Source organism: Paraburkholderia franconis (genome assembly GCF_009362735.1).
GTDB lineage: Bacteria > Pseudomonadota > Gammaproteobacteria > Burkholderiales > Burkholderiaceae > Paraburkholderia > Paraburkholderia franconis.
The window spans coordinates 95,873-116,944 of record NZ_WHNP01000018.1 but is presented as its reverse complement, the minus strand read 5'-3'; the positions used below and the strand labels follow the sequence as shown (position 1 = coordinate 116,944).

The following is a 21,072-nucleotide window of genomic DNA, read 5'->3' as shown; positions in this document are numbered from 1 at the left end:
AACCATAACCTGCCGTCCAATATTGGACCACGTTTGGCGAATGTGCGTCGGCGCGCAGCATGAACGCTGTCGATGAGTCCACGAACTTTGCAGTCCGCTGACATCGCGCACCATCACCCGCCAATGCATGAAACGAACGGGATGCGGACTTTAATCCATGAGATGCGCGCCGAACCACGCGGCCGCCGACAGGTTCAACTCGGCGAGCACAACGGGCGTCAGCGCCGCGAATTCCGCCGGCGATGCCGAGCTCGCGATCGCTGCAATCGCGGCGGCGTCCTGCGCTTCGCCCGCCGCTTCCGCGATCCGCAGCAGCGCGCCCATTGGCCCTGCGCGTGCGACGATCGCATCGCGAATGATGGGCGACAGGTCCAGCGGATCGAGCGTCTCATCGGGCGTCGAATCGACGAGCACATGCACCAGCGAGAACACGCCCGTCAGAAACGCTGCATCGGCGAAGGCTTCGTCGTTCGGACGTATCCAGCGCGCGGCCAGTTCCATGAAGCGCGCGCGCGTGCCCGCCAGCTGCACGAGAGGATCGGAGCGCCACGGCAGGTCGCCGCCGTCCGCGTACAGCAACAGTTGCGCCCAGCGCGCGATCTGCCGCGTGCCTGTCGCGATGATCGCTTCGCGCAGCGACGAGATATTGCGTCCGAGCCCGAACGCACTCGAATTGACGAGGCGCAGCAATTGCATCACCACATTCGGATTGCGCTTCAATTCGTCTTCGAGCTCGACGATGCCCGCGTCGCGCGCGAGCAGCGCAAGCAGCCGCAGCAACGACGTGCGCGATGAATGGTTGCGGCGCGTCGATAGCACTTGTGGCCGCGCAAAGAAATAGCCCTGGAACAGATGGAAGCCCAACTCGCGGGCAAGCGCGAAGTCTTTGCGCGTCTCGACCTTTTCGGCGATCAGCGTCTTGCCGTGCATGCGCAGTGTCCGCGTGAGCGTGCGCAATTGCGCGCGGTCCGTCTGCAGGAAGTCGATCTTGACGATGTCCGCGTGCGGCAACACGGTCAGCAGATTCGGCGACAGCTCGCACACGTCGTCGAGCGCAATGCGAAAGCCCGCGCGCCGCAATTCGGCGATGCGCGCAATGAGCCGCGCATCGAACGTGACCGTTTCGAGGATTTCGAGCACGAAGCGCTCGGGCTGCATCAGATGCACGATGTCGTCGAACAGCAGCTTGCGGCCGATGTTCACGTAGCCCCGATGTGTGCCGAGCACCGACTGCACGCCGATGCCGCCGATCGTGCGCACGACGACCTGTGCAGTCGCTTGCGCATCGTCGAAAACTTCTGCGTAGTTGCGCGCGCTGCCGCGAAAGAGCAATTCGTACGCATGCAACGCGCCGTTGCGGTCGAGAATCGGCTGACGCCCCACGTAGACGAACTGCGACGACAGTAGCGCATCATCGTCCCCACCCGTTTGCGCAAACGTTTGGAGGCGAACGGCTTCATCGTTGTCGTGGGACGGATCGGACATTTTTCCCGGCGGCCTGAATTCCATAGCGAGTTGAATGGGGTGGCGCGCGCCACCCTTCGGACAACGCGCGTGCTTCGCCAACGCGGCACATCAGCCGCATTAACGGTGCACGATCGCCGCGACTTTAGCGGAATTCATCGGCGCATGCATGGTCGGCTGCCTCTACCACACGTTATGGCGCTTTTTATGTGCGAACGCTAAAGATTCCGCTGCGAGGGTCGTTATCCCGTTCTGATGGATGGCCTTACGCCCTGCACGGACCCATCGTCCCGCGGGCATTGCGCGGCCGTCCCGCCTCACGACGAACCCGGGTAGTCAGCGACATACATGGAAGCGACCAGGATCACCCCACCCCGCCGGGGCTTGCTGCGCACGGCTATCGACCGATTCCGCGCGGTCCGTCAGCCCGCGCGCACGACGGTCGCGCAAAGCCTCGCGGCCGGCCTCGAGCAGGCTGCGGGCGCGGTCGACTTCCTCGCGCACGTGGCGCGCAACCTCACGTTTTTGTATGTGTCGGAAGCGAGCCTGCGCTTCATCGGCTATCACCGCGAATACCTGCAGACCGTCACGCTGCACGAACTCGTCGCGCCCGCCGACGTCGCGTCGCTGGACGCCGCCTTGCGCCGCGCCGACGAAACGGGCGCCGTCGAAAAGGTCACGCTCGATCTGATCAAGTCGCTGACCTACCCCGTGCCCGTCGAGCTGCGCATCGTGCGCAACTGTCACGACGGCATCGAAGGCTACGCGATCGCGGGCTTCGACGTATCGAGCTGGCGCGCAGCAGAGGCGAACCTCAGGCATCAACTGCATCACGATCATCTGACGGGCCTCGCGACGTTGCCCGCGCTGATCGAGGACATGCGCAACGCACAGCGAAAGGCCGACGCGACGGGCAAGGCCGCCGCGCTGCTGCTGCTCGATCTCGACGACTATCAACGCGTGAACCGCGCGCTCGGCTATGACGCGGGCGACGAGATGCTGCGCGACACCGCGCGGCGCCTCGCCAATATGGCGACACAAGGCGAAGTGATCGCGCGCATTTCCAGCGACGAGTTCGCGATCCTGCTGCCGCCCGTGCATGCGCGCGCCGATGCGGCGATCGCCGCCGAAGCGCTCGCGCGGCGCCTGCTAACGGCGATCCAGCAGCCCTATACGTTCAATCGTCAGCCCGTGCATCTGTCGGCGAGCGTCGGCATCGCGCTGTATCCCGATACGCAGCGCATGCCGGACATGCAGCACATGCCCGACGCGCAGCGCATTCCTGACGCGCAGCGCATTCCTGACACGCAGCGCATGCCCGACTCGCCCGACGCCTCGCCGCGCGACAGCCAGCTGTTGCGTTGGGCCGATCATGCGCTGCTGCGCGCGAAGGCGGCGGGCGGCAACACGCTCGCCTTCTACGTGCCCGACGACAGCCCCGCCGACGCCGAGCGCCTCAAGCTCGAATCGGACCTGTACGACGGCGTGCGCAACGGCGAATTCTCGCTTCACTTCCAGCCGATCACGAGCAGCCAGACGCGCGGCGTAGTCGGCGTCGAAGCGCTGATCCGCTGGCAGCATCCCGTGCACGGGCTCGTGCCGCCGTCGATGTTCATTCCGCTCGCCGAATCGGTCGGCCTCATCAACTACCTCGGCAACTGGGTGCTGAAGGCCGCGTGCATGCAGCTGATCCGCTGGGACGCGCAAGGCATCCGGCTGCAATACGTCGCCGTCAACGTGTCGCCGCAACAGTTCCGCGATCCGCGCTTCAAGGAGAGCGTGCGCGAAGCGATTTCACTGACGGGCATCGATCCGCGCCGCCTCGTGTTCGAGATCACGGAAAGCCTGCTGATGCACGACCCGCAGCACGCGACGACGTTGCTCGAAGAACTGACGGGCCTCGGCATCCGCTTCGCCGTCGACGACTTCGGCACCGGCTATTCGAGTCTTGCGTACCTGCAACGCTTTCCGCTGGCCAAACTGAAAATCGACCGGAGCTTTGTGGAGAATCTGCTAACCTCGCGCAACGATCAGGCCATCGTGAGCGCTGTCGTGGGCCTTGCGCAGACGCTCGATCTCGAGCTCGTCGCCGAAGGTGTCGAGACGGAAGAACAGCGCAATCTGCTCACCGAGATGGGCTGCGATCACATTCAGGGCTGGCTCGTCTGCAAGGCATTGCCGTCGGAAGAACTCGCACAGCGCTTCGAATCGCGCGCGCTACACGTGCATGGTGAAGCGTGAATGAGATGACGCGTGTTCGCACTGTGCATCGGCCACGCATCGGCGTGCCGCTAACTGGGACTTGTATGGCTTTTGCGGGATTCTCATGCTAAAGGCTGCGCTGCTTGACCGGCTCTGGGCTCGCATGAACGAGCGCGGCGATTTTCCGATGCTGCAGCAGTCGCTCCGCACGACGATGGCCGCGATGAACAACGACGATCTCGACTTCAGCGCGCTCGTGCAGATCGTGCTCTCCGACTTCGCGCTGACGCAGAAAGTGCTGCGCCTCGCAAACTCGGCGATGTACATGGCATTCGGCGGCAACATCACGACCGTCTCGCGCGCGTTGATGGTGCTCGGCATGGACGCCGTCGGCCATCTCGTCGTCGGCCTGAAAATCGTCGATCACTTTCATCACAGCGCGCCGCGCCGCATCGACGCGAAGCTCGAACTGAACCGCACGATGCTCTCGGGCTGCGTCGCGCGCAAGATCACCGAACGCGGCGACCTGCGCCAGGGCGAAGAGGCCGTCGTGTGCACGCTGATGCGCCAGGTCGGCAAGCTGCTCGTCGTGTTCTATCTCGATGCCGAGTGGGACCAGATTCGCCGCCAGGTCGATACTGGCATGGGCGAGAACGAAGCGTGCGAAAGCGTGCTCGGCGTGACGTTCCAGGAGATCGGACTCGAAGCGGCGACGCGCTGGCGTCTGCCGGACATGATCCGCGTCGGCATGACCGAGTTCGATCCGCTGCAGCACGACGAACCGCGCCAGGCGCAATGGCTGCGCGCGATCACGAACTATTCGACGGAAGTCGCGAACGTGCTCACGCAAGCGCATCTGCCCGAGTCGCAACGCGACGTGCGCCTCGCCGAACTTGCGCAGCGCTACAGCCGCACGCTCGGCACCGACCCCGAAGTGCTCGTCGACATGAGCCTGACGCTCGCCGAAGAAGAGACCCGCGACGGCGTGATGCGCGAGATCTTCGAACTGCGCGCGAACGCCGATGCGATCGCGCGCGAGTCGCTCGACCCCGAATCGTGCATTCTTGCGGGCGTCAGCGAGCTACAGGCGTTGCCGGGCGACAGCGGACTTGCGCCCGCGCTCGCGATGGCATCGGAGACCGTGCTTGCCGGGCTGAACTTCGAGCGCACCGTCGTGTTCGTGCGTCAGGGCAACGGCATCTTCAAGGCGACGATGGGCTTCGGCGCGAAGATCGAAGGAGCGTTGCCCGAGCTCAGCTTCGCGACGGCGTTCGAGCCCGACGTGTTTCATCTCGCGATCGCGAACTCGGTCGGTATCTTCATTGAGAACGCACGCGATCCGAAGATGCACGCGCGCTTGCCGGGCTGGTATCGCCGCGCATTCGACGACGTGCATTCGTTCGTATTGCTGCCCGTGGTGCTGGAGAACAAATCGACGGTTGCCCTGCTCTACGGCGACTGGGCACGTCACGATATGCCGCGCCGCATCTCGCAGCGGGAAATGGCCGCGCTCAACGACCTCGCGCGAGAACTGGGACGGTTCTTCGCTCACGCGCCGGTGAGCGAAGTGGAAACGCTGTGAAGTAATCCGGAAGACCGCGCTGACCGGCTCGGGCAGAGGTCGAGCGCACGCGTTCTGCCATCGACCTGCACGGCTCGTGCATTCGAGCCGCGCGTCTTCTTCAATCCTCGATCCGCTCGAGTCCCGCCGCTTCCGCGCTGCGATCGGCAACGCCCGCCCACGCGGCCGCGATCAGGCCCATTTGCGCGACGTCGTGTACCTGCAGGCCTTCGAGCAGCGCACAGCCGTTTTCGATGTCGGCCCATGCGCCGCGCTCCAGCGCTTCGATCACGGTCAGCAACGCGCCGAGCACGCCTTCGCGCTGGAGAATCGCGTCGCGGATCGGCCTGGACAGCGCGAGCACGTTCAGCGTATGTTCGAGCGAGCCGCCGAACACCGAATCGACAAACGAGAACACCCCCGTGAGGAACGCCGCATCGGTTTCGTGGCGGCCCGCCTCGGGCAGGCGCTCGATGGCCAGTTCCATGAAGCGCGCGCGCGTGGCGGCCAGTTGCAGCAACGGATCGTCTTCGAGCGCGACCTTGCGGCCGTCCGCGTACAACAGCAGTTGCGTCCAGCGCGCAATACGGTTGGTGCCCGTCGCGTTGATCGCCTCGCGCAGCGTCGTGACCTTGCGTCCCAGCGCGAGGCCGCTCGAGTTCGCGAGGCGCATCAGGTGCATCACGAGCACGGGGTTCAGCTTCAGTTCCGCTTCGAGTTGCGCGACCGTCGGCTCGCCGCCGAGCAGTTGCAGCAGGTTCAGCAGCGCATGACGCGGCGCGCTGACCTTGCGCGCGTCCGCGCCCTGCGGATGCGCGAAGTAATAGCCCTGGAAGCGGTCGAAGCCGAGATTGAAGGCCTGCTCGAACACGGCTTGCGACTCGACGCCGAGCGCGATCAGCAGCTTGCCCGCCGATTTCAGCACGCTCGCGAACTTCGGCAACATTGCCTGCGGGATGCGGTTCATATCGATCTTCACGGCATCCGCATACGGCAGAAGACGCGCGAAGGTTTCGTCGGCCTGCGCGACGTTGTCGAGCGCGAAGCGATAACGGCGGCCGTGCAGCTCGACGATGCGCGCGATCAGCTGATCGTCGGCTCCGATTCCTAGCGGCAGCCCGAACATGAAACGCTCGGCGGGAATCTGGCGAAGCACGTCGTCGAACAGCAGTTCACGCGTGATCTGCAGATAGCCCGGATGACCGGCGAGCGCGGCGCGCACATCGGCGTGCAAAACGGCGTGGATGATGGCTTCCGTTGCGCTGCCCTGGGCCTTCGATGACGGCTCGTCTGCCGCTGCCGGCTCTTCGCTCGCTCGCGCGACGGGCGGCTGGTGCACCTTGAGTTCGAACGCGCACAACATGTTGTCGCGATTCAGAACAGGCTGACGGGCAAGCGAAACGTTTGCCCGCTCGTCCAGCGCGATGCCGGGAACGCCCTCGGCCTGGCGTTCCTCAGTGACTACGGTGGTGGTCATTCCGGTCCCCTGTCGACCAGACCTGGCGTGTAGATGGGAGTGGGCGCTTTAGCGCGTGCTCCCGTCCATGCCTACTGGTCCCATGCAAGTGGTTGCGGCGAAGCGTGGCGCTTCGTGCTCTCATCGTATTCAGTGTTGTTCTTCAGGCTTCGAAGCGCCCGCTTCCCGAGCGCGGCGCATCGAGCCCCTTTCCCCGCTCGCCGATTTTAGCGCAGCCACAATGGCCCGGGAGCACGGCTGCGTGAAAAAGACCATGAAACAAGGGCAAAAAAACAAAACGGCCGCTCGAAGCGGCCGTTAGTCGAACAACATCGGCGAGCTTATCCGCAGCCGATGACACGCGTATTACTTGAGCACGACTTTCACGTCGAAGTATTTTGCGGCGAGGCGGTCGATAGTGCCGTCGGCCTTTAGCTCCTTCAATGCCTGGTTGACGGCGTCCTTCAGCGCGGCGTCGCCCTTGCGGATGCCGAAGCCGACGCCCGAGCCGAGCAGCTTTTCGTCCGAAACGGGCGGGCCGGCGAATTCGAAGCCTGCGCCCTGCGGCTTCTTGAGGAAGCCCTTCGAGGCCGCTTCCGCGTCCTGGAACGACGCATCGAGGCGGCCCGCGACAAGGTCGGCGTACACCTGGTCCTGCGTCTGATACGGAATCACGTCGACGCCGGCGGGCGCCCACTTGGCCTTCGCGTAGGTTTCCTGGATCGTGCCTTGCAGCACGCCGACGTGCTTGCCCTTCAGCGATGCGGCCGTCGGCTGCAGGCCGCTGCCCTTCTTCGCGATCATCTGGTTGGGGATCACGTAGATGGGATCGGTAAAGTCGATGGCGGCGCGACGCTGGTCGGTGATCGACATGTCCGAGTTGATCGCGTTGAACTTGCGGGCCTGGAGCGCGGGAATCAGGCCGTCGAACGCGTTCTCGACCCACACGCATTTGGTCTTGAGCCGGGCGCAGACGGCGTTGCCGACGTCGATATCGAAGCCTTGCAGTTCGCCGGCCGGCGACTTCGATTCGAACGGCGCATACGACGCCTCGACGCCGAAGCGGAGTTCCTTGATCTCAGCGGCCGTTGCGTTTACTGCCATCATCGCGCCCGCGAATGCGGCGAGCGCGGCCATCTTTTGCCAACTCATTTTCATCGATACTTTCCTCAAGAATGCTGGTATGCGGTACGCCCCGCGTTGGGCGTGCGCGTGATCATTGCAACGCCAAAAATGCGGTACAAACGCATGCGCGGGGCTTGGTGCGGCGCACAAGGCGGTGGATTTTACAGGGTCCGGGGTGTTCGCTCCGCGTGGTGATGTTTTGGTGATCGCTCGTTGCGTCGTTTTGCTTCTCGTCTTGAGGGTTCTCGCTGCGCGTGAATTCGCAAGTTCTTGTCGGAAAGGGGCAATGGAATTGGTGTCTGCCGATGGGTTTTTTTGTCTGCGACGCTTTGGTTTTTTTAGCGTGCCGCTGGCATCCGTGATGTGTTGGTTTGCTTTGCCCTTATCGCGGGCATCCGCGAGGCGCCTCGCGGCGCGGGGGTTGCCCCTGTGCGGGGCGGCACTCACTTTCTTTGCCGCCGCAAAGAAAGTAAGCAAAGAAAGCGGGCTCACACCGCCAGTGCTTGACGATTACCCACGGGCTCTCAACGTCCCTGTGTTTCACGCGGCAGCATGCGTGGCCTATGCGCGTTGCCAACGCTCCGGCTAAACGCCTCACCCACTTCATGCACGTGTGGCACGCTTAAGGGTATCGAACGTTGCAGCGCCCCATTGCGGTAGTGAATATAGGTCGCTGTGTCGTACGCGGCAAAGCCCTCACTACGCAGGCGTATCGCATATCGAGGGTGTCCTGTGCGGTGCAAATGGCTACACACAGTTTGCCGCAAAGGGGCGCAGAAATGTTCGACGTCGCAAGCCGCAATTCGGGTGCGCGATGCAGGTGAGGCGCTCGATCAGCGCGTTGGCAACGCGCACAAGACAGCACACTGCCGGTTGAAGGATGGGGCCGTTGAGGGCCCGTGGGTAAAGGTCAAGGATTGGCGGTGTGAGCCCGCTTTCTTTGCTTACTTTCTTTGCGGCGGCAAAGAAAGTGAGTGCCGCCCCGCACAGGGGCAACGCCTGCGCCGCGAGGCGCATCGCGGATGCCCGCGATAAGGGCAAGGCAAACCAACGCATCGCGGATGTCAGCGACAAAGGCAAAAAAACCAACAGCGTCGCAGACAAAAAAACCTACACCAGCACCGAATGCGCCTCATCGGTAGTCTCAACGACCAGCAGCCCTGCCCTCAATCCAGGCTTGACCGTCGCATTAGGAAACACAATCCGCTCTTCATCGTGCCGCACGACATACCGATAGTCGCCATCCCGCGCGAGCACCGTATCGCGCCCAAACGCGGTGAAATTGGCCACGTCTTTCGCGAACAGCAACTCAAACGCATCGCTCTTCTTGGTGATCTGATCGATCACAGTGAACACGCGCGGCAATGCCAGCGAAGCATCTCCCGCTTCACCGGCGATGAGCTGCCGCACCGCATGATCCGCGCCGGAAAACCGCGACAAGTCGTTTTGCCCAAAGGGCCTTACCTTCCCCAGCTCCAATGTGCACGCATCCGCGCCACACGACTCGGCCGTGAAATGCGAGTACGTGTTGCCCTTCGTCGTATGCAGCAGCACAGCCGCGATACGCGCATCGCGCAGCCACTCGAACATCGAGCGCGACAACGGCGCACCCGTATGCGGCAGCAATGCAAACTGTTCGAACACGGAAGCGCGAATCGCCGTGTGCATGTCGATGTGCCAGCGCGCGCCGGGCGCATCCGGTGCGTCGGTGAAAAAGCGCATCGCGATGCGCTCGAGTGCGGCAGCACGCGGCGCCTCGTGACTCTCGGGCAACTGCGCATGACGCCCGCTGAAGAGCCGGTTCAGATCGTCGTCGATATAGCGGCACGACTCGCGCATCGCCTGCACGTTGCCCAGGATCACGAGCAGCCGGCACGCGAGCACAACGCGTCCCTGCGCAATGTCGCGGACCAGAAACGACAGCAACTCGACGGGCGCCGTCTCGTCGCCATGAATGCCCGCCGATACGAGCACGCTGCGCACGTCGCCGCCCGATGACGCAGCGGGCTCGAACTGCAGCACGCCGTCGTCGATCCACTTCCATTGCACGCCGTTCGCGCACACACCGGCGCGCGCATCGTCGGCAGGCTGCGCGCCCGCGAGCGTGAACGCGAGGAAATCGCCGAGCATCGCCGGCACGGCCGTATCAGCGCTGGAAGTCATACAGCGATCCCAAACCCAGAATCTGCGTCAGTTCGTCGAGCGCAGTGCGCGACTCGCTGAGCAACTGCGGGTCGGCCAGATCCATGGGCGCGAGGCGGTCGCGATAGTGCTTCTCGATCCACGCATCGAGCCGCGTGAAAAGACTGTCGTCGATCCACACGCCCGGCGTCACTGCACCACGCTCGGCATCGTTGAGCACCACACGCAGACGCAGGCAAGCAGGGCCGCCGCCGTTCTTCATGCTCTCGCGCAGATCGAACACGAGCACGTCGTCGATGGGCGCCTTGCCCGATGCCAGTTCGTCGAGGTACGCTGCAACGCGCGGATTCTCGCGGCACTCCTGCGGCACGACCAGCACCTGGCGGCCGTCGCCGCGCAACAGCAACTGGCTGTTGAACAGATACGACGTCACGGCATCGGCGACGCTCACCTGCGCGTCCGGCACTTCGATCACGTTGAATTCGCCGTTGAGCTTCGACAGCTTCGTGCGCAGTTCGTCGTACACGGCCTGCTGATCGACGAACGCCAGCTGATGACAGAACAGCGTGCGCGCATTGCCCACTGCGATCACGTCATTGTGGAACACACCCGCGTCGATCACGTCGGGCGTCTGTTGCGCGTACACCGTTGCATCGTCGGAAAGGCCATGACGATGCGCGACGGCGCGGCTCGCCTCGAACGTCTGACGCGCGGGATAACGTTTCGGCTCTGGTCCGCGGCGATATTCGCTGCGGCCATAGACGAAGAACTCGACACCTTTCGCGCCGTACTGCGCGCAAAAACGCGTGTGGTTCGCCGCGCCTTCGTCGCCGAGCGCTGGCGTGCCGGGCAACGCTTCGTGCACGACGAAGCGCGACGTGTCCGCGAAAATCGCGCGCAGCGTGCGGCGCGTCGATTCGTGTTCGATCGCGCGATGCAGCTTGCTCGTCAGGTTCGCGGGCGTGAAATGCACGCGGCCATCGTGCGTATCCGCGGACGGGCTGACGGTCGCCGCGTTCGCCGTCCACATCGCCGATGCAGAACTCGCCGCCGCCAGCAATTCGGGCGCATTCTGCGCGACGCGCGCGATCACGCTCGCCTCATCGCCGGAGAAACCCAGCTCGCGCAACAGGCGCATCGACGGACGCTCCTGCGGCGGCAGCACGCCCTGGTTGAAACCGAGGTCCGCGAGCTGCTTCATCTTGCGCAGGCCCTGCTTCGCAGCGGCCTTCGGGTTCGCGACGGACTTCTCGTTGGTCTGCGACGCGACGTTGCCGAACGACAGCCCTGCGTAGTTGTGGGTCGGTCCGACGAGTCCGTCGAAATTCGCTTCAGTGGCTTGCATCGTCGATCCTTAGAAATGAAGACCCGGCGACACGCTCGCGGGCATTTGCAGTTGTGCGCTTTCGACGGAGGCCATCGGGTACGCGCAGTAATCGGCCGCGTAGTACGCGCTCGGCCGGTTGTTGCCCGAGCGCCCCGTGCCGCCGAACGGCGCCGCCGACGATGCGCCATTGGTCGGCCGGTTCCAGTTCACGATGCCGGCGCGGATCGCGCGCTGAAAGTGCGTCCACAGCGCTTCGTCGTCGGCGAGCAGTCCTGCCGACAGACCGAACTCGGTATCGTTCGCGCCCGTGATCGCTTCGTCGAACGAACCGTAGCGAACGATCTGCGCGAGCGGGCCGAAGTGCTCCTCGTCGGGCAGGCTCTGCACGTTCGTCACGTCGAGGATCGCGGGCGTCACGAAGCCGAGCTTCGGATCGCGTTGCTCCATCTTCAGGAGCGGCTTCGCGCCATCGGCGATCAGGCGCGCCTGCGCTTCGACGAGACGCGCCGCCGCGCGCGCCGAAATCACGGCGCCCATGTACGGCTGCGGATCGGCGTTGTATTCGCCGACCGCGATGCGCGACGTCACGTCGACAAGACGTTCGATGAAGCGCTCGCCGAACGCATCGTTCGGCACGAAGATGCGGCGCGCGCATGTGCAGCGCTGGCCTGCCGACAGGAACGCCGATTGAATCGTGTGATGCACGGCGGCGTCGATATCGGCGACGGGCGCGACGACGAGCGGATTGTTGCCGCCCATCTCCAGCGCGAGCACGATCTCGGGCCGGCCGCCGAACTGCTTGTGCAGCAGCGTGCCCGTATCCGAGCTGCCCGTGAAGAACAGGCCATCGATCTGCCGATGATTCGCAAGCGCGATGCCCGTGTCCTTCTCGCCTTGCACGAGGTTCAGCACGCCAGCGGGCAGACCCGCGTCGCGCCACACTTCGACGGTGACGCGCGCGACGCCCGGCGCGAGTTCCGAAGGCTTGAACACGACGACGTTGCCCGCGATCAGCGCAGGCACGATATGCCCGTTCGGCAAATGCCCGGGAAAGTTATACGGACCGAACACGGCCACGACGCCATGCGGACGATGACGCAGCACGGCCGTGCCGTCCGCCATCGCGGCGCGGCGCTCGCCCGTGCGCTCGTTGTACGACTGGATCGAGATCTCGACCTTGGCCGCCATCGACGCGGCTTCCGTGCGCGCTTCCCACAACGGCTTGCCCGTTTCGCGGCCGATCGCCTCGGCGATCGCTTCCTTGCGTTCGTTGATCAATGCAGCGAAGCGGCGCACGATGGCGATGCGTTCGTCGAGGCTCACGGCCGACCACATCGCGAACGCACGGCGCGCGCTCATCACGGCGCGATCGACATCGTCGGCCGATGCGCTATTGCCTTCCCACACCGTCGCGCCCGTGCCCGGGTTGCGCGATGCGAATGCGTGTCCTGTGCCGGCGATCCATTCGCCGTCGATGAAAAGCTCGCTCATGTCAGTCCTTGTTTCTATGTCACTTGCGCTTATTTGCGCTTCAGCGGCAGCACGCGCACGGGCTCGCCTGCCTTCACGTTCAATGCCGCCGCCTCGTCCGCCGAAAGACGGAACACCCCGTTCTCGACGATGCCCGCCGCCACGCCCGTGCGGAAATCCGCAAGCGACGTGTTCGAAACGAGCGAACGCGGCCCGCTTTCCGGCGCGGCGTCTTCCTGCGCTTGAACCGCGGCGATCTCGACGGGCACGACGACGCTCTCGCGCACCGTCCTCAAATCGGCGACATGGCATTCGAGTACGGGGCCTGCATCGAAGATGTCGACGTGATTCTCGTAACGCAGCCCTTCCGCTTCGAGCATCTTGCGCGCGGGCAGCGTATCGCTATGCGTGAGGCCGATCGCCTGCTGCGCGTCCTCGGGCAGCAGCTCGACATACACGGGGAAACGCGGCATCAGCTCCGCGAGAAACGACTTGCGGCCATGCGAGCTGAGATAGTCCGCCGCGTTGAAGTCGATCTGATAGAAGTGCGAGCCGACCGCGCGCCAGAACGGCGACGTGCCGTCCGCGTCGAAATGGCCGCGCAGCTCCGCGCAGATGCGCTGCGGGAAACGGTCGCGAAACTGCGCGATGAACATAAAGCGTGAGCGCGACAGCAAGCCGCCCACGCCGTGCGCGCGATAACGCGGGCTCAGGAACAGCGAGCACACTTCCGCGTAACCTGTCAGGTCGTGCGAGATGTTGAGCGCGCGCATGCGCGTCCAGATGCCGAGGTCCTGCGATGCATGCACGACCGTGCTCACGCGATAGTTATAAAACGGCTGCTCGAGTCCCACGGCCGTTTCGATTCCGCAGACGCCTGCAATGTCCTTCGTCTGCGAATCTTCCATCACGAAGAAGTAGCCCTTCTCGTGCGATGCGGCCTTGTCCTCGATCGTGCGGCGCGCGCGATCGATGCGCGCGGCGAGCGCATCGCGGTCCGGCTTGAAGGTCGTGAGGCCGGGCCCTGTCTCCTGAGCGAGCGCGACGAGCGCGTCCACATCGCCCGTCTGCACGACGCGAACGACGATCATTGTGCTTCTCCCGTAGTGTGTTTCTGTTCCTGCTGATGCAGCGGCACGCAGCGCACGGCCTCGCCGTCCTGCACGCCGAGCACATGACGCGCGGCCGCGGGCAGCGGCGCGCCTTCGTCTTTCTGCGCGGGCAGATCGGCGAGCACGCAGCGGAATTCGCCGGGCTTGTTGCTCGCGATCAGATACGTCGCGCCCTGTTGCGCCGATGCCTCGCGCACCGTGCGCGTCTCGTTGCGCGCCACGCATGTGCTGCGATCGACCTGTGCGGTGAGCACCGGGCCCGCATCGAAGATATCGACGTAACGGTCCGTCTCGAAGCCCTCTTCCATGTGGATGTCGTAGGCGAGCAGCGCCTTTTCGTCGGGCTCGCCGAGCACGCGCTGCGCGGCTTCGGGCAACAGCGGCACATAGATCGGATAGCTCGGCATCACTTCCGCGATGAACGTGCTGCTGCGTCCGCCCGACTGCACTTCGATGTCCGCGAAATTGCGGCCGAAGAACTTGCGGCCCACTGCCTCCCAGAACGGCGACACGCCCGCGTCGTCCGTCACGCCGAGCAGCAGCGAAAAAACTTCGGACGTGAAGCGCTTGCGGTTCGCGGCGATGTACATCATGCGCGCGCGCGACATCAGGTGAGCGGCGGCATCGCCGCGCATCGCGGGGTCGATGTAGAAGCCGGCGAGACGGCTCTTGCCCGTCAGTTCGTGCGACATCGTCAGCGCGTGAATCTTGCGGTTCACGTGCAGTTCGCGCGACGCGTGAATGAGGGCATCGTTGCGGAACACGTAGAACGGTTCCGAGTAGCCGGCTGCCGCGACGATGCTGGCCGTGCCGTGCAGCTTGCCCGTCTCGCTGTCCTCCAGCACGAAGAGATAGAACTCCTCGCCCGGAAAATCGACTTCCGCGCGAAACGAGTCCTCCGACAACGCGACGCGCGCCTCCAGCGCGCGCCGGTCGTGCGGCAGCGAATGCAGCACGGGCTGCGCGTTGCGCGCCATCTGTTGCAAGGCGTCGAGATCGGCCAGGCGGCCAGGGCGGACGAAGAGCATCGTGGTCTCGTGTAATGAAGCTTTAATGTGGCTTGAGGGATTACTTGGCCAGCGCCGCAGCGCCGACGACTTCCTCGATTGCCTTTTCGAAGCGCGCGAGACCTTCGTTCATGTCGTCGAGCGGAATGATCAGCGACGGTGCGAAACGCAGCACATCGGGACCCGCCATCAACATGATTACGCCGTGCTTGCCCGCTGCCGTCACGAAGTCTTTCGCGCGGCCCTTGTAGGCGTCCGAGAGTTCGGCGCCGATCAAGAGGCCCTTGCCGCGAACGTCGCTGAAAATGCCGAAGCGTTCGTTGATCTTCGCGAGCGTCGCCTTTAGCTGTTCGCTGCGCGCGCGCACGCCTTCGAGCAGCTTCGGATCGCTGACGAGATCGACCACCTTCAGCGCGATCGCCGTCGCGAGCGGATTGCCGCCATACGTCGTGCCGTGCACGCCGACCTTGAAGTGCGCGGCCAGCTCTTTCGTGGTCAGCATCGCGCCGATCGGGAAGCCGTTGCCGAGCGCCTTCGCCGTCGTCAGGACGTCGGGCGTCACGCCCGTGTCCTCGTATGCGTAGAAGAAGCCCGTGCGGCCCACGCCCGTCTGCACTTCATCGAAAATCAGCAGCGCATTGTGCTGGTCGCACGCTTCGCGCAGCGCCTTCAGAAACGCGGGATCGGCGGGAATCACGCCGCCTTCGCCCTGCACCGGCTCGACGATCACGGCACACGTCTTCGGGCCGATGGCCGCGCGCGCCGCTTCGATGTCGTTGTACGGCAGATGCCGGATGCCTCCCGGCACGGGGCCGAAGCCTTCCGAATACTTGGGCTGGCCGCCGACGCTCACCGTGAAGAGCGTGCGGCCATGGAACGACTGTGTGAACGAGATGATTTCATCCTTATCCGCGCCGAAGCGGTCAAAGGCGACTCGGCGCGCGAGTTTCAGCGCGGCCTCGTTGGCTTCCGCGCCCGAGTTCGCGAAGAACGCGCGATCGGCGAAGGTCAGTTCTTCGAGACGCCGGGCCAGACGCAGCACGGGCTCGTTCGTGTAACCGTTACCGATGTGCCACAGCTTCGCACCCTGATCGTGCAGAACCTTCAGCAGTTCCGGATGCGCGTGACCGAGCGCCGTCACGGCAATGCCGCCCGCGAAGTCGATGTAGTCCTTGCCTTGCGTGTCCCACACGCGGGAGCCGACGCCGCGGTCCGGCACGAAAGACGCCGGCGCGAATACGGGGACCATGACTTCGTCGAAGGTCTGGCGGGTTACGTTCTGGTCGTTCATGGCGGGTCCTTGGGGCTCGTTCACAGTAATGGTTCCTAGTGTAGGTGACGTGGCGCGAGGCGTCTTGCGTGGAAGCGACGGGTTCTTTTTAATGTCTGGCGACTTATGTCTTGCGACGCTGTTTGGTTTTTTGCCTTTGTCGCTGGCAGCGGCGATTGCGTGGCTGTGTCAGCGTGCCGCTGGCATCCGCGATGCGTTGGTTTGCCTTGCCCTTATCGCGGGCATCCGCGATGCGCCTCGCGGCGCAGGCGTTGCCCCTGTGCGGGGCGGCACTCACTTTCTTTGCCGCCGCAAAGAAAGTAAGCAAAGAAAGCGGGCTCACACCGCCAATCCTTGACCTTTACCCACGGGCCCTCAACGGCCCCATCCTTCAACCGGCAGTGTGCTGTCTTGTGCGCGTTGCCTACGCGCTGATCGAGCGCCTCACCTGCATCGCGCACCCGAATTGCGGCTTGCGACGTCGAACATTTCTGCGCCCCTTTGCGGCAAACTGTGTGTAGCCATTTGCACCGCACAGGACACCCTCGATATGCGATACGCCTGCGTAGTGAGGGCGTTGCCGCGTACGACACAGCGACCTATATTCACTACCGCAATGGGGCGCTGCAACGTTGAATACCCTTAAGCGTGCCACACGTGCATGAAGTGGGTGAGGCGTTTAGCCGGAGCGTTGGCAACGCGCATAGGCCACGCATGCTGCCGCGTGAAACACGGGGACGTTGAGAGCCCGTGGGTAATCGTCAAGCACTGGCGGTGTGAGCCCGCTTTCTTTGCTTACTTTCTTTGCGGCGGCAAAGAAAGTGAGTGCCGCCCCGCACAGGGGCAACCCCCGCGCCGCGAGGCGCATCGCGGATGCCCGCGATAAGGGCAAGGCAAACCAACACATCGTGGATGCCAGCGGCACGCTGAAACAACCACAGCAAAAGCAGTCGCAGACAAAAAACCTTCACCGCCCGCCAGCATCCGGCGGCTCGATCAACGCCCCCGGCCGCGGCTCATCGATGCCCGCACGGGCAACCCCCGCCCCGTGCTGTTTCTCGATCCAGTTGCGCCGCTCTTCGCGCGGCGTCACGCCGAATCGCTCGCGGTAAGCATTGGAAAAGTGCGCCGCCGACGAGAACCCGCATGCGAGGCTGATCTGCACGACCGACTTGCTCGTGCGCTGCAACTGCGTGCGCGCCTTCGCAAGGCGCAAGCCCAAGTAGTACTTCGACGGCATCGAGCCTAGGTACTGGCGAAAAAGACGTTCGAGCTGCCGGCGCGATACCCCGACCAGTCCCGCTATCTCGTCCGAGGTCAGCGGGTCTTCGATGTTCGCTTCCATCAGCAGCAATGCATCGTTCAAACGCGGATGACGCTCGCCCGGCGCCGTCACGAACGGAATGCGCTGGCGCTCCTCGCCCGAGCGCAGCGTGCCGACGCCCATCGTGTCCGCGATCCGTTCCGCCAGTTCAGGGCCGTGGTCGCGGCCGATCATCGCGAGCATGAAATCGACTGTCGCCTGGCCGCCCGCGCAAGTCGCGCGGTCACGATCGATCTCGAAGATCTGCTGCGTGACGATCGAGCGCTCGAATTGCTCCGTGAACTGCTGGTACGTCTCCCAGTTCACGCTCACGCGATAGCCGGACAACTGCCCCGCCATCGCGAGCCACCAGACGCCATGATGAATGCCCGTCACGAGCGGCGTGCGCTGGCCGACGCGCGACAGGCTCGCGAGGAACAGGCGGTAATCCGCGAATTGCTGGAAGCGCTCGCTGACGATGATCAGCCAGTCGCATGAAACGGCATCGCCGAACGCGGTGTCGGCGGGCCAGTGCGCGCCGCCCGCAAGCGGCACGGGCCGGCCGTCCCACGAGCACACCTGCCAGCGGTACAGCGCGCGGCCGTCGATTTCGTTGGCGAGATTCAATGCATCGACGATGGGACCCACGCCCGACATCGAGACGGGCGGCAACGCGACGATCGCGACCTGGGTCGTGCGCGCCGGACTGGACGACGGGCGTGCCATTGATGTGTGCTGCAAAGTAGTGCCGCGCGATGCCGGGATTACTTGAGGCTGCCGGACAGGAACTGCTTCAGGCGCTCGCTCTTCGGCGCGACCAGCACCTCGGACGGCACGCCCTCTTCCTCCGTGCGGCCCTGATGCAGGAACATCACATGGTTCGACACGTTGCGCGCGAAACCCATTTCGTGCGTGACGACGATCATCGTGCGGCCCTCGTCGGCGAGCTTCTGCATCACCTTCAGCACTTCGCCGACGAGTTCGGGGTCGAGCGCGGACGTCGGCTCGTCGAACAGCATCACGTCGGGATGCATCGCCAGCGCGCGCGCAATCGCGACGCGCTGCTGCTGGCCGCCCGACAGATGCGCCGGATACTGCTTCTCGAGACGCGGCGCGAGGCCCACTTTCTCCAAGTATTCGCGCGCGCGGTCTTCCGCTTCCTTGCGCGGCACGCCGAGCACGTGAATGGGCGCCTCGATCACGTTTTCCAGCACGTTCATGTGCGCCCACAGGTTGAAGTGCTGGAACACCATCGCGAGCTTCGTGCGAATGCGCTGCAACTGCTTGTGATCCGCGACTTCGAAGTTGCCGTGGCGGTCGACCTTCGTGCGCACCGCTTCGCCGTCGACGATGATCTGTCCGGCATTCGGCCGCTCGAGAAAGTTGATGCAGCGCAGGAACGTGCTCTTGCCCGACCCGCTCGCACCGATGATGCTGATCACGTCGCCCTTGTTGGCGTTCAGCGAGACGCCCTTGAGCACTTCGTTATCGCCATAGCGCTTGTGGATGTCCTGCACGGCGAGCTTGCAGGCTTCCGTTTGAGTCGTGTGGAGCAAGATGCTCTCCCAGAGTGAAGACGGGTGAAACGGATGCTTCGGTGTGATCGGGCCGCTGATCGATGCGATGCGATGCGATGCGAACGATGCGCACATGCGCTGGGGCGCCAAGTCCGGTCAATGCCGGCGCACGGCCAGATACGCGAGCCAATGACGCTCGGCGCGCCGGAACAGCGCAACCAGCGCGAACGATACAGCAAGATAGATCAGCGCCGCGAGCCCGAATGCCTCGAACGAGCGGTACGTCGCCGAGTTCGCATCGCGCGCGACCTTCAGCACATCGGGCACGGTGGCCGTGAAGGCGACGGTGGTCGCGTGCAGCATCAGGATCACTTCGTTACTGTACAACGGCAGCGCGCGGCGCAGCGCGGACGGTATCACGATCCGCCGGTACATCGTGAACCAGCTCATCCCATAGGCGCGCGCGGCTTCGACTTCGCCGTGCGGCGTCGCGCGGATCGCGCCCGCGAAAATCTCCGTCGTGTACGCGCACGTGTTCAACGCGAACGCGAGGATCGCGCAGTGAAAGCCGCTGCGGAAAAACGTGTCGAGCAGCGCATGCGAGCGTACGAACTCGAGGCTGTACATGCCCGTGTAGATCAGCAGCAGCTGCACGTAGAGCGGCGTGCCGCGAAACACGTACGTGTAGAAGCGCACGGGCATCGAAAGCCAGCGCTTCTTCGACACACGCGCGACGGCAAGCGGTATCGACGTCACGAAGCCGATGCCGATCGATGCGACCAGCAGCCACAGCGTGACGGCAAGCCCCGAGATGCGCTGGCCGTCCCAGTAGAGGAACGCGCGCCAGAACTGGTTGAGGATGTCGATCATGGTCGTCGTCTCCTGCGGATTCGGGCAGTCAGAGTTCGGCGTGCCGCACGCCCGTCGAATAGCGCTTGTCCAGCCAGATCAGCACGAGGTTCGACACGGTCGTGATCGCGAGATAGATCAGCGCGGCGACGAGGATGAAAAAGAACATGTTGAAGGTGCTCTTGCCGGCGTCCTGCGCGGCCTTGACGACATCGGCGAGCCCGATGATCGACACGAGCGCTGTCGCCTTCACGAGCACCTGCCAGTTGTTGCCGATGCCGGGCAGCGCGAAGCGCATCATCTGCGGGAACAGGATGCGGGCGAACACGCGCGCCCCGCTCATGCCGTACGCCGTGCCCGCTTCGAGCTGGCCGCGCGGCACGGCGAGAAACGCGCCGCGAAAGGTCTCGGTGAAATACGCGCCGTAGATGAAGCCGAGCGTCAACACGCCTGCGGAGAACGGGTCGATGTCGAATTGCGGCAGGTCGAGCGCGTCGGTCAGATTGTTGATGGCGATCTGGATGCTGTAGAAGAGCAGCAGCATCAGCACGAGATCGGGCACCGAGCGGATCAGCGTCGTGTAGCCCGTCGCGATCGCGCGCAGCGGGCGGTTGAACGACAGCTTCGCGGCCGCGCCGATCAGGCCGAGCACGACGGCCGCCGCCAGCGAAAGAACCGACAGCTCGATCGTCTTGATCGTGCCGTCGAGAAGCACCGGGCCAAAGCCATAAAGAATCACGCGCGTCTCCTGTGTCGACCAGAGTTGGCGCTTTAGCGCCTTACTCTGGTCCCATGCAAAGCTGTCGACGGGAGTTGACGCTCCAGCGTCTACTCCCGTCCCATGCGAAGCGGTCGACCAGAGTTGGCGCTTTAGCTGTCGGCTGGAGTTAGTGCTTTAGCACTTACTCCAGCCCCATGCAGAGCACCTACTCCCGTCCCGTGCAAAGCCGGGTTGTTCGAAAGCCGCATCCGCTGCGGCATGGCGCGGATACTCGCAGGCAAAAATACTTTCTCAAATCGGATCAGTCGGCTCTTGTGCATTGCAACATCCTCAATGTCGGAGGACAGCTCGCGTCGAACGCCCGCAGAATCGGGCGCTATCCGTTTGTAAGCGGGCGCCATGCGCAATCGGCGTGCCGTGATTTCGCAAGTTTCGGGTCGCTTTTTCGATAGACGCGCAAGCCGTGCGAAGAGGCCGCAAACCCGCGCCGATTGGGGCTTTCCCTGAATGACAGGCGCCTCTCGTGCGGCCCGATGTGATCTGTCG

At 64.1% G+C, this 21,072-nt stretch carries 16 protein-coding genes; 2 read left to right on the top strand and 14 right to left on the bottom strand.

From position 1 onward, the window contains the following. Positions 1 to 150: 150 nt before the first annotated feature. Positions 151 to 1,485 carry an EAL and HDOD domain-containing protein gene (locus tag GCT13_RS20560; protein WP_152761035.1) on the bottom strand — a complete coding sequence of 445 codons (1,335 nt, stop codon included), beginning with the start codon at positions 1,483 to 1,485 and terminating at the stop codon, positions 151 to 153. Between the two features lie 327 nt (positions 1,486 to 1,812). On the opposite strand from GCT13_RS20560, the gene GCT13_RS20555 reads away from it, so the two are divergent. Continuing rightward, positions 1,813 to 3,705 carry a putative bifunctional diguanylate cyclase/phosphodiesterase gene (locus tag GCT13_RS20555; RefSeq protein ID WP_152761033.1) on the top strand — a complete coding sequence of 631 codons (1,893 nt, stop codon included), beginning with the start codon at positions 1,813 to 1,815 and terminating at the stop codon, positions 3,703 to 3,705. Between the two features lie 85 nt (positions 3,706 to 3,790). Next, the gene (locus GCT13_RS20550; RefSeq protein WP_152761031.1) at positions 3,791 to 5,248 is read left to right on the top strand and encodes an HDOD domain-containing protein; all 1,458 of its coding nucleotides are present in this window, start codon (positions 3,791 to 3,793) and stop codon (positions 5,246 to 5,248) included. Between the two features lie 100 nt (positions 5,249 to 5,348). Here the strand turns inward: GCT13_RS20550 and GCT13_RS20545 are convergent, their stop codons facing one another. The 13 genes from GCT13_RS20545 to GCT13_RS20485 all read right to left on the bottom strand — a co-directional run bounded on the left by GCT13_RS20545 (position 5,349) and on the right by GCT13_RS20485 (position 20,544). Beyond that, positions 5,349 to 6,704 (bottom strand): EAL and HDOD domain-containing protein, encoded by a 1,356-nt coding sequence (locus GCT13_RS20545; RefSeq protein WP_152761029.1) that lies wholly within the window; start codon positions 6,702 to 6,704, stop codon positions 5,349 to 5,351. Positions 6,705 to 7,049: 345 nt separating this feature from the next. Beyond that, positions 7,050 to 7,841, bottom strand: coding sequence for an ABC transporter substrate-binding protein (locus GCT13_RS20540; protein ID WP_152761027.1), 792 nt, complete (start codon positions 7,839 to 7,841; stop codon positions 7,050 to 7,052). Positions 7,842 to 8,918: 1,077 nt separating this feature from the next. Beyond that, on the bottom strand, positions 8,919 to 9,971 hold the full coding sequence (gene astE / locus GCT13_RS20535) for a succinylglutamate desuccinylase (RefSeq protein ID WP_152761025.1): 1,053 nt from the start codon (positions 9,969 to 9,971) through the stop codon (positions 8,919 to 8,921). After that, positions 9,955 to 11,295, bottom strand: a complete 1,341-nt coding sequence (gene astB, locus GCT13_RS20530; protein WP_152761023.1) for an N-succinylarginine dihydrolase — start codon at positions 11,293 to 11,295, stop codon at positions 9,955 to 9,957. Before astB ends, astE begins: the two co-directional genes overlap by 17 nt. Positions 11,296 to 11,304: 9 nt before the next feature. Next, on the bottom strand, positions 11,305 to 12,768 hold the full coding sequence (astD, locus tag GCT13_RS20525; RefSeq protein ID WP_152761021.1) for a succinylglutamate-semialdehyde dehydrogenase: 1,464 nt from the start codon (positions 12,766 to 12,768) through the stop codon (positions 11,305 to 11,307). A gap of 29 nt (positions 12,769 to 12,797) precedes the next feature. Next, positions 12,798 to 13,838 carry an arginine N-succinyltransferase gene (gene astA / locus GCT13_RS20520; RefSeq protein WP_152761019.1) on the bottom strand — a complete coding sequence of 347 codons (1,041 nt, stop codon included), beginning with the start codon at positions 13,836 to 13,838 and terminating at the stop codon, positions 12,798 to 12,800. Beyond that, positions 13,835 to 14,887, bottom strand: coding sequence for an arginine/ornithine succinyltransferase subunit alpha (aruF, locus tag GCT13_RS20515; protein WP_152761017.1), 1,053 nt, complete (start codon positions 14,885 to 14,887; stop codon positions 13,835 to 13,837). Before aruF ends, astA begins: the two co-directional genes overlap by 4 nt. Before the next feature lie 40 nt (positions 14,888 to 14,927). Further along, entirely contained in the window at positions 14,928 to 16,157 is a 1,230-nt protein-coding gene (locus GCT13_RS20510) for an aspartate aminotransferase family protein (RefSeq protein WP_152761015.1), read from the bottom strand. A gap of 103 nt (positions 16,158 to 16,260) precedes the next feature. Next, positions 16,261 to 16,479 (bottom strand): hypothetical protein, encoded by a 219-nt coding sequence (locus tag GCT13_RS20505; RefSeq protein WP_152761013.1) that lies wholly within the window; start codon positions 16,477 to 16,479, stop codon positions 16,261 to 16,263. A 624-nt stretch (positions 16,480 to 17,103) separates the two neighbouring features. Then, positions 17,104 to 18,165 carry a GlxA family transcriptional regulator gene (locus tag GCT13_RS20500; RefSeq protein ID WP_152761011.1) on the bottom strand — a complete coding sequence of 354 codons (1,062 nt, stop codon included), beginning with the start codon at positions 18,163 to 18,165 and terminating at the stop codon, positions 17,104 to 17,106. Between the two features lie 38 nt (positions 18,166 to 18,203). After that, positions 18,204 to 18,995 (bottom strand): ABC transporter ATP-binding protein, encoded by a 792-nt coding sequence (locus tag GCT13_RS20495; RefSeq protein WP_152761009.1) that lies wholly within the window; start codon positions 18,993 to 18,995, stop codon positions 18,204 to 18,206. Between the two features lie 117 nt (positions 18,996 to 19,112). Then, entirely contained in the window at positions 19,113 to 19,826 is a 714-nt protein-coding gene (locus GCT13_RS20490) for an ABC transporter permease (protein WP_152761007.1), read from the bottom strand. Between the two features lie 28 nt (positions 19,827 to 19,854). Then, entirely contained in the window at positions 19,855 to 20,544 is a 690-nt protein-coding gene (locus GCT13_RS20485) for an ABC transporter permease (RefSeq protein WP_321574497.1), read from the bottom strand. Between the last annotated feature and the right edge of the window lie 528 nt (positions 20,545 to 21,072).